The 14711-nt window shown below is 75.2% G+C and carries 14 protein-coding genes; 10 read left to right on the forward strand and 4 right to left on the reverse strand.

Annotated features, from left to right (window positions below; genetic code table 11):
* Window positions 1-705 precede the first annotated feature (705 nt).
* Window positions 706-1617 carry a hypothetical protein gene (locus tag AB0P03_RS39630; RefSeq protein WP_363633575.1) on the forward strand — a complete coding sequence of 304 codons (912 nt, stop codon included), beginning with the start codon at window positions 706-708 and terminating at the stop codon, window positions 1615-1617.
* Window positions 1618-1706: 89 nt separating this feature from the next.
* Here AB0P03_RS39630 and AB0P03_RS39635 read toward each other — a convergent pair whose 3' ends face one another.
* Complete coding sequence (locus tag AB0P03_RS39635) at window positions 1707-3077, reverse strand: DUF1015 domain-containing protein (RefSeq protein ID WP_363633569.1); 1371 nt, start codon at window positions 3075-3077, stop codon at window positions 1707-1709.
* Between the two features lie 92 nt (window positions 3078-3169).
* Between AB0P03_RS39635 and AB0P03_RS39640 the strand changes: the two genes are divergently transcribed.
* Together AB0P03_RS39640 and AB0P03_RS39645 are read left to right on the forward strand one after the other, a co-directional pair.
* Window positions 3170-3769, forward strand: coding sequence for a tetratricopeptide repeat protein (locus tag AB0P03_RS39640; protein WP_363589375.1), 600 nt, complete (start codon window positions 3170-3172; stop codon window positions 3767-3769).
* A gap of 101 nt (window positions 3770-3870) precedes the next feature.
* Window positions 3871-4908, forward strand: a complete 1038-nt coding sequence (locus AB0P03_RS39645) for an HAD-IIA family hydrolase (RefSeq protein WP_363589373.1) — start codon at window positions 3871-3873, stop codon at window positions 4906-4908.
* Window positions 4909-5018: 110 nt separating this feature from the next.
* Here AB0P03_RS39645 and AB0P03_RS39650 read toward each other — a convergent pair whose 3' ends face one another.
* The gene (locus tag AB0P03_RS39650) at window positions 5019-5366 is read right to left on the reverse strand and encodes an SCP2 sterol-binding domain-containing protein (protein ID WP_363589371.1); all 348 of its coding nucleotides are present in this window, start codon (window positions 5364-5366) and stop codon (window positions 5019-5021) included.
* Window positions 5367-5543: 177 nt separating this feature from the next.
* On the opposite strand from AB0P03_RS39650, the gene AB0P03_RS39655 reads away from it, so the two are divergent.
* From AB0P03_RS39655 to AB0P03_RS39670, 4 genes are all read left to right on the forward strand, one after another.
* Window positions 5544-6437, forward strand: coding sequence for a histone H1-like repetitive region-containing protein (locus AB0P03_RS39655; RefSeq protein ID WP_363633570.1), 894 nt, complete (start codon window positions 5544-5546; stop codon window positions 6435-6437).
* Window positions 6421-6609 (forward strand): hypothetical protein, encoded by a 189-nt coding sequence (locus AB0P03_RS39660; protein WP_363589367.1) that lies wholly within the window; start codon window positions 6421-6423, stop codon window positions 6607-6609. Before AB0P03_RS39655 ends, AB0P03_RS39660 begins: the two co-directional genes overlap by 17 nt.
* Complete coding sequence (locus tag AB0P03_RS39665) at window positions 6606-7463, forward strand: TlyA family RNA methyltransferase (RefSeq protein WP_363589365.1); 858 nt, start codon at window positions 6606-6608, stop codon at window positions 7461-7463. The genes AB0P03_RS39660 and AB0P03_RS39665 overlap by 4 nt, the downstream gene beginning before the upstream one ends.
* Before the next feature lie 93 nt (window positions 7464-7556).
* Entirely contained in the window at window positions 7557-8465 is a 909-nt protein-coding gene (locus AB0P03_RS39670; RefSeq protein WP_063349647.1) for an NAD kinase, read from the forward strand.
* 19 nt (window positions 8466-8484) lie between these two features.
* On the opposite strand, the gene AB0P03_RS39675 is transcribed toward AB0P03_RS39670, so the two are convergent.
* Complete coding sequence (locus AB0P03_RS39675) at window positions 8485-9984, reverse strand: PLP-dependent aminotransferase family protein (RefSeq protein ID WP_363589363.1); 1500 nt, start codon at window positions 9982-9984, stop codon at window positions 8485-8487.
* Window positions 9985-10266: 282 nt separating this feature from the next.
* On the opposite strand from AB0P03_RS39675, the gene AB0P03_RS39680 reads away from it, so the two are divergent.
* The 3 genes from AB0P03_RS39680 (at window position 10267) to AB0P03_RS39690 (ending at window position 14084) form a co-directional block, all read left to right on the forward strand.
* The gene (locus AB0P03_RS39680; RefSeq protein ID WP_363589381.1) at window positions 10267-10812 is read left to right on the forward strand and encodes a hypothetical protein; all 546 of its coding nucleotides are present in this window, start codon (window positions 10267-10269) and stop codon (window positions 10810-10812) included.
* Between the two features lie 88 nt (window positions 10813-10900).
* Window positions 10901-12634 carry a DNA repair protein RecN gene (gene recN, locus AB0P03_RS39685; RefSeq protein WP_363633577.1) on the forward strand — a complete coding sequence of 578 codons (1734 nt, stop codon included), beginning with the start codon at window positions 10901-10903 and terminating at the stop codon, window positions 12632-12634.
* A gap of 271 nt (window positions 12635-12905) precedes the next feature.
* Window positions 12906-14084, forward strand: a complete 1179-nt coding sequence (locus AB0P03_RS39690; RefSeq protein ID WP_363633572.1) for a glycosyltransferase family 4 protein — start codon at window positions 12906-12908, stop codon at window positions 14082-14084.
* Window positions 14085-14111: 27 nt separating this feature from the next.
* Here AB0P03_RS39690 and AB0P03_RS39695 read toward each other — a convergent pair.
* Window positions 14112-14711: glycoside hydrolase family 15 protein (locus AB0P03_RS39695; RefSeq protein ID WP_363633573.1), on the reverse strand; the 600-nt coding region annotated here is incomplete at its 5' end.

A 14711-nucleotide genomic window follows, 5' to 3' on the forward strand; every position in this document is an offset into this window, starting at 1 on the left:
TCGGGTGGTTTCAACCGCGATGACCGTGGTGGCGACCGTGGCGGTTTCCGTCGTGACGACCGCCCCTCCGGTGGCGGTTTCAACCGCGACCGCGGGGACCGTCCGTCGGGTGGTTTCAACCGCGATGACCGTGGTGGCGACCGTGGCGGTTTCCGTCGTGACGACCGCCCCTCCGGTGGCGGTTTCAACCGCGACCGCGGCGACCGTCCGTCCGGTGGTTTCAACCGCGATGACCGTGGTGGCGACCGTGGCGGTTTCCGTCGTGACGACCGCCCCTCCGGTGGCGGTTTCAACCGCGACCGTGGCGACCGCCCGTCCGGTGGCGGCGGTTTCCGTCGCGATGACCGTCCGGGCGGCTTCAACCGTGACCGTGACGACCGTCCGCGTCGTGACGACCGTCCGTCCGGTGGCGGCTTCAACCGCGACCGCGACGACCGTGGCGGCTTCCGTCGTGACGACCGCCCCTCCGGTGGCGGTTTCAACCGCGACCGTGGCGACCGTCCCTCGGGTGGTTTCAACCGCGATGACCGTGGTGGCGACCGTGGCGGCTTCCGTCGCGACGACCGCCCCTCCGGTGGCGGCTTCAACCGCGACCGCGGCGACCGTCGGGACGACCGCGGCGGCTACCGCGGCAACCGCGACGACCGCCGTGACGACCGGGGCGGCTACGACGACCGTCGTGGCAACTACGAGCCCGTCAAGCGCCTGCCGATCCCGGAGGACGTCACCGGCTTCGAGCTGGACGGGGACGTGCGCCAGGAGCTCAAGAGCCTTCCCAAGACGCTCGCGGACGATGTCGCCCGCAACCTGGTGATGGTGGCCCGCCTGCTCGACACCGAGCCGGAGGAGGCCTACCAGTTCTCCCGCGTCGCGCTCCGTCTGGCCTCCCGCGTGGCCGCCGTCCGTGAGGCGGCCGGTTTCGCCTCGTACATGACGCAGCGGTACTCCGAGGCGCTGACCGAGTTCCGTGCCGCCCGTCGGATGACCGGCCGCGCGGACCTGTGGCCCGTGATGGCCGACTGCGAGCGCGGTCTGGGCCGTCCGGAGCGGGCACTGGCGATGGCCGGTGAGCCCGAGGTGAAGCAGCTGGACAAGGCCGGCCAGGTCGAGATGCGCCTGGTGTCCGCCGGCGCCCGCTCCGACATGGAGCAGTTCGACGCGGCCGTGGTGACCCTGCAGAGCCCGGAGCTGGCCTCCAGCGCCGTGCACCCGTGGACCGCGCGTCTTCGGTACGCCTACGGCGAGGCGCTGATCGCGGCCGGCCGTGGCGACGAGGCGCGTGACTGGTTCGCGAAGGCGGCCGAGGCCGACACCGACGGCACGACCAACGCGGCGGAGCGCCTGGCCGAGATCGACGGCGTGGAGTTCGTGGACGCGCTCGACCCGGAGATGGCCGAGGAGGAGTCCGAGCAGGCCGACGCCCCGGCGAAGAAGCGCGGCGGCGAGGCCTCCGACGACCGCGTCATCTTCGAGGACGAGGAGGACGTCGAGGAGTACTACGACGAGGACGACCTCGAGATCGACGAGGAGTTCGACGGCGTGGTGCCCGCGCGCGCCACCGAGGCCAAGGACGAGGCGAAGGCTGACGCCGAGGCCAAGGGCGACGCCCGCAGCTGAGCGGCTCCGACCGACGAGTGAGGCCCTGCCTGCTTCCCCTGGAATTCCAGGGGAAGCAGGCAGGGCCTCTTCGCGTTTCGGCGGGGAACCTAGCCCAGTTCGAGGTTGCGCAGCACCAGTCCGGTGGCCGGCTTCGGCCCGAAGGAGGTGGACTTGCGCGGCATGGTGACGCCCTGTTCGGCGAGCCTGCGGACCACGCTCTCCCGGACCGGGTGCAGCAGGACGGCGGTGCCGCCAGTGCGCGCGGCCTCCTGCTCGGCGGCTGCGGCGGTGTGCAGGTAGCCGATGTCGTCCGGGCCGTCGGGGACGTGCCAGGTGCGGTCGAGCAGGGTGGCGTGCAGGACCGTGGCGTCCAGGTGGCGCCACTCCTCGGGCCGGTCGTGCGGCACGGTGGCGTCGAGCAGTGCCTCCTCGGGCTCGCCGAGCAGCCAGTACACGCCGTCCCCGCCGGTCAGTATGAAGCCGTTGCCGCCGTGCCGTTTCTGTTCGGCGAGCGCCTGGAGGGCGGCGGTCAGCGGGCCGGGGACCTCCTTGACCTTCCACTGGTCGCCGAGCCTCTCCAGTGCCTCGGCCACGGGCAGCCGGTACAGCACCCGGTGGATAGCCCGGACCCGCAGCGGGTAGCGGGCGGTGTCCACCAGGAGCACCAGGCCGCGGTCCCACGGGCTGCGCGGCAGGTGGCGGTGCTCGCGCTGGAGGCGGAGGTACATCTCCCAGCGGTGGTGGCCGTCGGCGATCAGGGCCCGGCAGGTGGCGAGGTCGCGGCTGATCTCGGCGATCTCGGCGGGGTCGGCGACGGCCCAGAGGCGGTGGTGGGTGCCGTCGCTGGTGGCCGTGGAGAGCAGCGGCTCGCCCTGGACGGTCCGTTCGATGACGCCGGAGGCGCCGCCGCCGCCGCGGTAGGTGAGCAGCAGCGGTTCGAGGTTGGCCCGGGTGGTGCGCATCAGGCCGACCCGGTCGGCGACCGGCCGCGGCATCACGTCCTCGTGGGGGAGGACCACGCCGGCCTCGCGACCGCTCACCGCGAGGGCCCCGATCAGCCCGCGCTGGAGCAGTTCGGGGGAGTCGCCGGTGGCGGGCACGCGCTGCTCGTAGACGTAGAGCGCGGGCGCCGCGTCGGCGGCGAGGATCCCCTCGCGCTGCCAGGCGGCCAGGAGCCGGGCGGCGTGCCGGTACTTGGTGTCGCGGTCGGGCCGATCGCCGGCGTCCTCGGGCTCGGGCCTGGGCAGGATCAGCCGGACCACGTTGTGCGGGTCGGCGGTCTCCAGGTCGAGCCGGCGGCCGGGGTCGACGACGTCGTACGGCGGTGACATGACCGCGGCCAGGGCACCGACCCGATCGGGGACGTAGCGCAGGCCTCGGAAGGGTGACAGGGACAGGCCTGCGGTGGCGACGTGCCCGGGATTGCCGGGGCTGCCCTCGGGAGTCTCGACTCCGTCTTCTGCACTGGGTGTGCTCATTCTGGGCATCGTAACCGGGTACGCGTTGTTGAGAGATCGGAATACCCGTGCTGACCTGTGGGACGGGTGTGCGACCGAGGGCGAGGTACCGCATGGACGACGGGCAGGAACGGCTGGACGGCAGCGGCCCGGCCGAGCAGGGCGGGCCGGCCGGCGTCGGCGGCGGGGGCGCTCCGGCGCACGGCGGCGTGCCGGCGCAGGGGCGTTCCGGCGAGCCGACCGGGGACGTGTACGACTGGTTCCGGCGCGGCGGCAGGCTGCTGGCCCAGGGCAACCCGGCGGCCGCCGAGCAGCTGCTGGTCCGGGCGGCGGCGGCCGAGCCGCAGTCGCGCAGCATCCGGGAGACGCTGGCGCGAGCCCAGTTCGACACCGGTTCGTACGCGGCGGCGCTGGAGAACTTCCGGGCCGTCGCGCTGGCCGATCCGTCGGACGACTACGCTCAGTTCGGGTGGGGCGTCGCGGCGGCCCGGCTGGGCGACTTCGAGACGTCCGCCGAGCACCTGGCGCTGGCCGTGGCCATGCGGCCGGGCACCGAGCACTACCAGGCGGCGCTGCGGCAGACCAGGGCGACCCTGGCGGCCCGCGCCGGGGCGTTCGGCCCGCTGCTGCCCGGGGCACCCGGGTACCTGGCGCCCCCGCCGGGCCCGGACGGGGCGCCGACGGGCGACGCCGGTGCGGACGACGAGGTCTGACCGGCTCGGGGCCCACCCGCTCAAGGGCCCACCGGCTCAAGGGCCACCCGCTCGGGGGCACCCGAGGAAGTGAACGACGCAGTGAATGAGGTAGCGCAGCCATGACCGAGACGGCCACCACCGTGCGACGGACCGCCCCCGGCGGCAGCGAGCAGCCGCTGACCGAGGCGTACGACACGGCGCTGCTGGACCTGGACGGCGTGGTCTACGCGGGCCCGCACGCGATCGAGCACGCCGTGGACGCGCTGGCCGCCGCCCGGACGGCCGGGATGCGGCTCGCGTACGTGACCAACAACGCCTCCCGCCCGCCGCGGGTGGTGGCCGAGCACCTGACCGGGCTGGGCGTGCCGGCCGAGCCGGCCGACGTGATCAACTCGGCGCAGGCGGCCGCCCGGGTGGTCGCCGAGAAGGTGCCGGCCGGGGCGAAGGTGCTGGTCGTGGGTGGCCCGGGGCTGGAGGAGGCTCTGGCCGAGCGCGGGCTGGTCGCCGTCCGCTCGCTGGCCGAGGAGCCGCTCGCGGTGGTCCAGGGCTACGACCCGTCGGTCGGCTGGGCGCAGCTGGCGGAGGCCGCGTACGCGGTGCAGCAGGGGCTGCCGTGGGTGGCCTCCAACACCGACCTGACCATCCCGACCGCGCGCGGCATCGCGCCCGGCAACGGGACGCTGGTGGCGGCGGTGCGGGCGGCCGCCGGGGTGGACCCGGTGGTGGCGGGCAAGCCGCAGCCGCCGATGCACCGGGAGACCGTGCTGCGGACCGGTGCGCGGCGGCCACTGGTGGTCGGCGACCGGCTGGACACCGACATCGAGGGCGCGTTCAACGGCGGGGTGGACAGCCTGCTGGTCTTCACCGGGGTGACCACCCCGGCGCAGCTGCTGGCGGCCCCGGCCGAGCACCGGCCGACCTACCTGTCGGCGGACCTGCGCGGGCTGCTGGAGCCGCACCCGGCGGTCACGACCGGGGCGGACGGCTTCGGTTGCGGCGGCTGGGTCGCGTCGGCCGCCGGCGGCGTGCTGCGGCTGGACGGCGGCGGGGACCGCTGGGACGGTCTGCGGGCGCTGTGCGCGGCGGCGTGGACGGCGCTGGACGCGGACGGCGCACCGGCCGACGGGCGCAAGGCCCTGGCCGAGCTGGGGTTCTGAGCCGCCGCGCGGCGCTCAACGCGAGGGCGGTCGGGCCCGGAGCACTTGGGTCCAGAGCACTTGGGTCCGGAGCGCTCGGGTCCAAGAGGGAAGGAGCACGGCGGCCGGGTTCAGAGCAGGGTGCGCAGCCGCAGCAGATCGCGGAAGCTCGCCTCCAGCCGGATCCGGCCGCCCGCCCAGGCGGACGCGAAGTTGAGCCCGCCGAAGACCACGGCGACCAGGTCGTCGCTGCTCATGGTGAGCCGGATCGCCGCCTTCTCGGCCGGGGCGCCGGGGGCCGAGGCGAGGTCGTGGATCCGGCCGTCGCGCAGTTGGCCGGTGAAGGTCAGGTCGAGGTCGGTGATCCGGCAGCTGAGCGAGCGGTCGAGAGCGGCCGCCCTGCGGACGTCACCGGTGGACTTCGCCATGTTCCGGCTGAGCTGTTCCAGCGCCTCGCGGCACTCCTCGGCGTTGGCCATGGCGGTGGTTCCCCTCCCTGGGTTCCCTGGTGGTTGCGGCAGGTGACGGCGATGGTCCCTGCCGGGCCACGGTACCGCAGGCGGGTTTTGGCGGTAGCGTCGTCCGTGGGGTGCCCGGATCGGCCCGGGCACCGACGGCGACGGAGCGATGCGCGCAGGCGCTAAGGAGGCACCCGGATGCTGCCGAGGACGGTGCGGGGAGTGGTGGAGGTCGCCGCCGGGCTGGCGGAGGAGGTCGGCAAGCGGGTCGTCGGGACGGCGGCCGTGATCCTGGAGCGGACCGGGGTCGACGTCACCGAGGTCGAGCGCCGGCTCGGCGGGCAGTTCCCGCCGTCGGCGAAGACGCTGCAGACGCTGGCGGAGGAGGCGGTCACCGCCGGGCGGGCCGGGGTGGACCTGGCCGTCGGGGTGGCGCGCGGCGAGGTGGAGAAGGCCTTCGAGAAGGTCGGCGACCAGGTGATGAAGGTCGGCGTGGTGCTCGCCTATCTGGAGAGCAAGCTGCGCGAGGTCGAGGAGGAGGCCGAGCCCGCGGTGCGGTCGGCCGGGTTCGACGAGGCGGCGGAGCCGGCGCCGGCGCCCCGGGCGGACGACCTGTTCGGGCGCGGCTGGGAGCGGGCGGACGAGCAGCCGGCGGCCCTGGCGGCGGGGGAGCCGGTAGTGGCCGAACGGGTGGAGGTGGACGAGCCGGTCGAGGTCGACCCGCCCGTCCCGCCGGTACGGCCGTCGCTACCGGGGAAGGCCGCCGCGAAGCGGACCCCGGCGAAGAAGCCCACGGCAGCGGAGCCGGCCCCGGCGGAGCAGACCTCGGCGGAGAAGGCCCCGGCGGCGGGCCGGGCCGGGGTGAAGAAGTCCCCGGCGAAGAAGGCGGCGGCCAAGAAGCCGGTGGCCAAGAAGACGGCCACCAAGAAGACGACCGTGCGCAAGACGGCCGTCAAGAAGACCGCCACCGCGCAGCAGACCGCCGCCGAGCCGCCCGCGCAGCCCAAGGCGCCCGCGAAGCGTACGGCGACGAAGAAGACCACCGTCCGCAAGGCCACCAGCACGAAGAAGCCCGATGACCGGACCAGCTGAAGCCGTCGAACCGCTCGGCGTGGAACCGACCCCGACCGGCCACCCCGTCGTGGACGCCGGGCTGGCCCGGCTGGAGGCCCTGGACGGGGTCCCGGCCGAGGCACACGTCGAGGTGTACGAAGATGTTCACCAGCGGCTGGCCGACACGCTGGCCGCGCTCGACCAGGAATGACCCTGGAACGACCCGCAGGACCCGTAGGAGCTGAAACACCAGTGGCAGTGGCACGACGCCGACTCGACGCGGAGCTGGTCCGCCGCAAGCTGGCCCGGTCGCGTGAGCACGCGTCCGAGCTGATCGCGGCCGGCCGGGTGACCGTCGGAGGCACCACCGCGACCAAGCCGGCCACCCAGGTGGAGACCTCGGCCGCGGTCGTGGTGGCCGAGGACGACAACGACCCCGACTACGTCTCGCGCGGCGGGCACAAGCTGGCCGGGGCGTTCGCCGCCTTCGTCCCGCAGGGCCTGGTGGTCGAGGGCCGCCGGGCGCTGGACGCGGGCGCCTCCACCGGCGGCTTCACCGACGTCCTGCTGCGGGCCGGCGCGGCCGGCGTGCTGGCGGTGGACGTCGGCTACGGGCAGCTCGCGTGGTCGCTGCAGAGCGACGAGCGGGTGACGGTGATGGACCGCACCAACGTCCGGGAGCTGACCCTGGGGCTGATCGGCGGCACCCCGGTCGACCTGGTGGTCGGCGACCTGTCGTTCATCTCGCTGGGCCTGGTGCTGCCCGCGCTGGCCGCCTGCGCGGCCGGGGACGCGGACCTGGTGCTGATGGTCAAGCCGCAGTTCGAGATCGGCAAGGAGCGCCTGGGCAGCGGCGGGGTGGTGCGCAGCCCCCAGCTGCGCGCCGAGATGGTGCGCCAGGTCGCCGGGCAGGCGTGGGAGCTCGGGCTGGGCGTGCGCGCCGTCACCGCGAGCCCGCTGCCGGGCCCGTCCGGGAACGTGGAGTACTTCCTGTGGCTGCGCCGGGACGCCCCGCAGCTGGATCCCGCCGAGGCGGACCGGGCCGTCGCGGAGGGGCCCCGATAGGGTGCTGTGGGGGCGTCCGGTCCGTCATGCTGTGTGACGCGGCCGTACCGGGGCCGAAGGCGACCCGGCAGGCGTGAGGGAGAGGGCAGCGGCATGAGCGATGAAGAACGTACGGTCTTCCTGATCGCGCACACCGGCCGGGCGGCGGCGCTGCGCAGCGTCGAGGCCTTGGTGCACGGGCTGCTGAAGGCGGGCATCCGGATCAGACTGCTCGCCTCCGAGGCGCTGGACCTGGACCTGCCGGACGGGGTCGAGAAGGTGGCCGGGGGGCCGGGCGCGGCGGACGGCTGCGAGCTGATCCTGGTCGCCGGCGGGGACGGGACGCTGCTGCGCGGGGCGGAGCTGGCCCGCGAGCACGGGCTGCCGATGCTCGGGATCAACCTGGGCCGGGTCGGGTTCCTCGCCGAGGCCGAGCGGGACGATCTGGCCGTGGTGGTCGAGCGGGTGGTCGACGCCGACTACGAGGTCGAGGAGCGGATGACGATCGACGTCATCGTCCGCACCAACGGCGATGTGGTGCACCAGGACTGGGCGTTGAACGAGGCGTCGATAGAGAAGGCGTCCCGGGAGCGGATGCTGGAGGTGGTGACCGAGGTGGACGGCCGCCCGGTCTCCAACTTCGGCTGCGACGGCGTGGTGTGCGCGACGCCGACCGGTTCCACCGCGTACGCGTTCTCCGGCGGCGGGCCGGTGGTGTGGCCGGAGGTGGAGGCGCTGCTGATGGTGCCGATCTCCGCGCACGCGCTGTTCGCCCGCCCGCTGGTGACCTCGCCGGACTCGGTGCTGGCCGTCGAGGTGCAGCCCAAGACCCCGCACGGCGTGCTCTGGTGCGACGGGCGGCGCACGGTCGAACTGCCCGCCGGCGCACGGGTGGAGGTCCGCCGGGGGCAGACCCCGGTGCGCCTGGCCAGACTGCACCGGGCGCCGTTCACCGACCGGCTGGTGGCCAAGTTCGCGCTGCCGGTGACGGGTTGGCGCGGGCGGGCGAACACCCACTGCTGACCGCCCGTCGGTTCGCCGGTCAGATCGCCAGCGGCGGGGTGTCGCCGGGCGGCCCGTACCGGCCGCCCGCCGTCGCCCGGGCGGCGGTCTCGGCGAGCCGCTGCACGGCGGCGGGGACGGCCGGGGCCGGCACGGTGAGCGGGATCCGGATGTGGTGCTCGAACGCGCCGTCCGAGCCGAACCGGTTGCCCGAGGCGATCCGCACCCCGGCGCGTTCCCCGGCCCGGGCCAGCGCCGCGCCGGACAGCCCGCCGGTGGACACCCAGAGCGAGAGGCCGCCGGGCGGTGGCGTGAACGACCAGCCCGGCAGGTGCTCGGGCAGTGCGGCGGCGAAGGCGTGCGCCGTCGCCCGCAGCCGGTCCAGCTGGTGCGCCCGGACGGCGGGCAGCGGCTCGCCCAGCAGTTCGGCGGCGATCAGCTGTTCCAGGACCGGCGTGCCGACGTCGCTGTAGACCCGGTCGGCGGCCAGCCGGCGCACCAGCGCGGGCGCGGCCCGGACCCAGCCGATCCGCAGGCCGCCCCAGAGCAGCTTGCTGGCCGAGCCGACGGTGACCACCTGGGTGGACCGGTCCAGCGCCGCCATCGGGCGCGGCAGCGGGACGGACTCCGGTACGCCCCAGCCGAGTTCGGCGGTGGTCTCGTCGACCAGGACGATGCTGCCGGCGGCTCGGGCGGCGGCCAGCAGCTCGCGGCGCTGCTCCTCGCCGATCAGCGCACCGGTCGGATTGTGGAAGTCGGGGATCACGTAGGCGACCTTGGGCGCGGCCCCGCGCAGCACCCCGCGCCACTCGGCGAGGTCCCACTCGGGCTGGGGGCGGTAGCCGTACGGCACCGGCACCAGGCGGGCGCCGGTGATCCGGAGCGCCTGAAGGGTGTGGGCGTAGCTGGGCGCCTCGACGGCGACCCGGTCGCCGCGACCGATCAGCGCCCGCTGGACCAGGTGCAGCCCGCCCATCGCGCCGGTGGTGACGAGGATCTGGTCGGGGGTGGTGGGCAGGCCGCGCTGGGTGTAGCGGCGGGCGAGGGCCTCGCGCAGCACCGGGACGCCGGTGGGGTAGTGGCCGTGCCCGGCGGCGTAGCAGGGCAGCTGCTCGACGGCCCGGACGGTGGCCTCGCCGAGGAACGGCTGCGGGGCCGGCAGGGCGGCGACCCCGAGGTCCAGGGTGCGGCCCTGCTCGTCCGGGGGGACGGGGTGCAGCGCGTCGCTGGGCGGCGGGGCGCCCTCGGGCAGGGCGGTCCAGCTGCCGGCGCCGCGGCGGCTGAGCAGGTAGCCGTCGGCGCGCAGGGTCTCGTAGGCGGTGGCGACGGTGGTGCGGCTCAGCTCCAGGGCGCCGGCGAGTTCGCGTTCGGCGGGCAGCCGGGCGCCGACCGGCAGGCGGCCCTCGGTGACCAGCAGCCGGATCTGCCCGGCGAGGGTCCGGTAGGCGGGGCGGCGGGCGGTGGCTGGTTCGGGCAGCCGGGCGGCGGCGAGCAGCCGGGCGAGCGCGGGCGGGGTGATGGTGGTGTGCCAGTCGGCCAAGGCTGATCAGTCCACTTGCTCGAAATTGGCCCTGGAGCGGGCTCTATTGGCCTGACCATCATGGCAGTGCGGCCGTCGAGTCCGCCACCGCCGGGGCCGCCCGGGGTGCAGCACCACCCGCAGGAGCACCCGATGGCCACCACGACCACGCCCACGACCACGTCCGAACCCGCCCCGGAGGCCGCCCGGCCCCCGCTCGCCGCCCGGGTGCTCGGCGACACCCACGCCCTGGGCCGCCGGATCCCGCAGCTCGCCGTCGGCCTCTACCTGTACGGCGCGAGCATGGCGCTGATGCTGCGCTCCGGCCTCGGCCTCGACCCGTGGGACGTCTTCCACCAGGGCCTGCAACGCGTCGCCGGCCTCTCGGTGGGCACCTGGGTGACCATCTGCGGCGCCCTGGTCCTGCTGCTGTGGATCCCGATCCGCCAGCGCCCGGGCGTCGGCACCGTCGCCAACGTGCTGGTGCTGGGCGCCTCGATGGACCTCACGCTGCGGATGGTCGACGGCCCGCACGGGCTGCCCGCCCGGATCGCGCTGATGGCCGCCGCGATCCTGCTCAACGGCCTGGCCACCGGCCTCTACATCGGTGCCCGCCTGGGCCCCGGCCCGCGCGACGGCCTGATGACCGGCCTGCACCGGCGCACCGGGCGTTCGCTGCGGCTGATCCGCACCGGCATCGAGGTGACGGTGCTGGTCGCCGGTGTCCTGCTGGGCGGCACCGCCGGGGTCGGCACGGTCGCGTACGCACTGGCGATCGGCCCGCTGGTGCAGATCTTCCTGCCGTGGTGCACGGTACCGGGACCCGGGCAAACGCCCCGGAAGGGGTGAACTTCCGGGCACGGAGTTGCCGCGCGGCGTTGCCGCTCGTCGCGCGCCGGGGGTGGAACCTCGTAAGGTCGTCTCCGTGTTGGACGAGATGCGGATACGGGATCTTGGGGTCATCGACGACGCGGTGGTCGAACTCGCCCCCGGCTTCACCGCCGTGACCGGTGAGACCGGCGCCGGAAAGACCATGGTCGTGACCAGCCTCGGCCTGCTGCTCGGCGGTCGCGCCGACCCGGGCCTGGTGCGCAACGGGACCGGACGCGCCGTCGTCGAGGGCCGGCTGGAGCTGCCCGCCGGCTCCCCGGCGGCGATCCGCGCGGCCGAGGCCGGGGCCGAACTGGACGAGGGCGCCCTGCTGATCAGCCGGACCGTCTCCGCCGAGGGCCGCTCCCGGGCGTACGTCGGCGGGCGGGCGGTCCCGGTCGGGCTGCTCACCGAACTCGGCGAGGAACTGATCGCCGTGCACGGCCAGACCGACCAGCAGCGGCTGCTGCGCCCGGCCCGCCAGCGCGGCGCGCTGGACCGGTACGCGGGCGAGGCGGTGGCCGAACCGCTGGCCCGCTACCGGGAGACCTACCGGAGCCTGCGCGAGGTCTCGGCCACCCTGGAGGAGCTGACCACCCGGGCCCGTGAACGCGCGCAGGAGGCCGATCTGCTGCGCTTCGGCCTGGACGAGATCGCCGCCGCCGAGCCGGTGGCCGGCGAGGACACGGAGCTGGCCGCCGAGGCCGAGCGGCTGGGCCACGCCGACGCGCTGTCCTCCGCCGCGACCCTCGCCCACGCCGCCCTGGCCGGGGACCCGGCCGACCCGGAGGCACTGGACGCGGGCACCCTGCTCGCGCAGTCCCGCCGCGCGCTGGACGCTGTGCGCCACCACGACGAGCGCCTCGCCGGCCTCGCCGACCGCCTCAACGAGGTCGGCTACCTGCTCGCCGACGTGGCCGGCGACCTGGCCGGCTACGCGGACGACCTGGACGCCGACCCCGTCCGGCTCGCCGCCGTCGAGGACCGCCGGGCCGTCCTGGCCCAGCTGCTGCGCAAGTACGGCGGCCCGGAGAACTCCCTCGCCGAGGTGCTCGCCTGGGCCGAGGCCAGCTCCGCCCGGCTCGCCGAACTCGACGGCGACGACGACCGGATCGACCGGCTCGGCGCCCAGGAGACCGCGCTGCGGGCCGAGTTGGCCGAGCTGGCGGCCGAGGTGTCGGGCGCCCGGCAGGCCGCGGCCGGGCGTTTCGCCGAGGCCGTCTCCGCCGAACTCGCCGAACTGGCGATGCCGCACGCCCGGGTGACCTTCTCGATCGCCCAGGTCGACGACCTGTCGGGGATCGAGGTCGACGGCCGCACCGTCGCCTACGGCCCGCACGGCGTGGACGAGGTCGAGGTGCTGCTCGCCCCGCACCCCGGCGCCCAGCCCCGCCCGATCGCCAAGGGCGCCTCGGGAGGTGAGCTGTCCCGCGTGATGCTCGCCGTCGAGGTGGTCTTCGCGGGCGCCGACCCCGTCCCCACCTACCTGTTCGACGAGGTGGACGCGGGCGTCGGCGGCAAGGCCGCGGTCGAGATCGGCCGCCGGCTGGCCAAACTGGCCGAATCCGCCCAGGTCGTGGTGGTCACCCACCTGCCGCAGGTCGCCGCCTTCGCGGACCGGCACCTGGTGGTGGAGAAGACCAACGACGGCACCGTGACCCGCAGCGGCGTCAAGGTGCTGAACGACGAGGAGCGGGTGCGCGAACTCTCCAGGATGCTGGCCGGACTGGAGGACTCCGAGCTCGGCCGGGCCCACGCCGAGGAACTGCTGGCCGCCGCCCGGGCCCCGCGCCACCGCTAGGGCGTGTCCGGCCGATCTTGCCGGACAGGGCCTGGGGCACTTCGCGTCGAGCGCCCGGCCGGACCTGCTGCGACAGGTCCTGGCCGGGGTGCCCGACCCGCCGACAGGGTCGGGTGGCCCTTGCGGACGGAAGGCGACGCGCCCCTGGTGGCGCCGACTGTCCAAGAGGGCCGCCGACCTGGCATGGTGGCGGCTGGACATTGGCTTTCCAGTCCCGAGCGCCGCCGACGGGCAACCCTCGCGAAGCGGCGCGCGAACCTGATCGAGTCGGATGCGAGAGAACGTGGACCATTCCGCCGCCCGGGCCGCCGCTGCCACCCCAGAACCGGGACAGCTGCACGTGGTACTCGTCCTGGCCGCCAGCACCGGCGGCATCGGTGCCCACGTGCGCTCCCTGGCGCAGGGCCTCGTCGCGCACGGCGTGATCGTCACGGTGTGCGCCCCGGCCGGCACGGACGCGCTGTTCGGCTTCTCCCGCACCGGCGCCAGGTTCCACACCGTCGACATCACCCCCACCGCCGGCGCCCGCAGTGACGCCACCGCGATCGGTGAGCTGCGCCGGGCCTTCACCGGCGCCGACGTGGTGCACGCGCACGGGCTGCGCGCCGGACTGCTCGCCGACCTCGCCCTGCGCACGGCAGGCCGCTTCCCGGGCCTGCGCCCGGAGACCCCGCTGGTGGTCACCTCCCACCACGCGCTGCTGGCCACCGGCCTGGAACGCCGCCTGCAGCGGCTGATGGAGCGCCGGGTCGCGCGCGCCGCCGACCTCGTCCTCGGTGCCTCCTCCGACCTGGTCGCCCGGGCCCGCGAGCTGGGCGCCACCGACGCCCGGCTCGGCCCGGTGGCCGCCCCGCCGATGCCCGAGGGCCGGCTCGACCGGGCCACGGCGCGCGCCGCGCTGCTCGGCGACGGCCCGGACCGGCCGCTGGTGCTGGCGGTCGGCCGGCTCGTCCCGCAGAAGGCCTTCGGGCTGCTGCTGGACGCCACCCGCGAGCTGTCCGTGCTGGACCCGGAGCCGCTGCTGCTGGTCGCCGGGGACGGCCCGGAGGCGGCCGGGCTGCGCGAGCGGGTCGCCGCCGAGAAGCTGCCGGTGCGGCTGCTCGGCTTCCGCACCGACGTGCCCGACCTGCTGGCGGCCGCCGACGTGGTGGTGGTCGCCAGTCGCTGGGAGGCCCGCTCGCTGGTGGTGCAGGAGTCGATGCGGGCCGGCGTGCCGGTGGTCGCCACCGCCGTCGGCGGGATCCCCGAGCTGGTCGGCGACGCGGCCGTGCTGGTGCCGGCCGGCGACCCGGTCGCGATCGGCCGGGCGGTGCGCGGGCTGCTGGCCGACCCGGCGGGCCGCGAGCGGCTGGTGGCGGCCGGCCGGCAGCAGGCCGAGACCTGGCCGGACGAGGCCGCCACCGTCGCCCAGGTGCTCAGCACCTATGACGAGCTGGTCCAGCGGCCCTAGGCCGCCGGACCGCCGGCCGCCGGGCTGCTAGACCGTCGCCTGCTCGACCCGCTCGGCCGCCAGGCCGTCCGGCTGGGCGGACAGGTAGGCGCCGCCGCAGGCGGTCAGCCGCAGTGCGGTGTCGATCAGCGGGACGTGGCTGAAGGCCTGCGGGAAGTTGCCGACCTGGCGCTTGAGCCGCGGGTCCCACTCCTCGGCGAGCAGTCCGAGGTCGTTGCGCAGCGCGAGCAGCCGGTCGAACAGCTCGCGCGCCTCCTGCACCCGGCCGATCATGGCGAGGTCGTCGGCCAGCCAGAACGAGCAGGCCAGGAAGGCGCCCTCGTGGCCGGAGAGGCCGTCGACGTTGTTGCCGCTCTCGTCGTGGGTCGGGTAGCGCAGCACGAAGCCGTCCTCGGTGGACAGCTCGCGCTGGATCGCCTCGATGGTGCCGATGACGCGCTTGTCGTCCGGCGGCAGGAAGCCGACCTGGGGGATGAGCAGCAGCGAGGCGTCCAGCTCCTTGCCGCCGTAGTACTGGGTGAAGGTGTTGCGCTCCGGGTCGTAGCCCTTCTCGCAGACGTCCCGGTGGATGGTCTCGCGCAGCTCGCGCCAGCGCTCCAGGTGGCCGTCGGAGGGGGCGTCCTCGGG

Origin of the sequence: Kitasatospora sp. NPDC088779 (assembly GCF_040685395.1) — a bacterium.
GTDB lineage: Bacteria > Actinomycetota > Actinomycetes > Streptomycetales > Streptomycetaceae > Kitasatospora.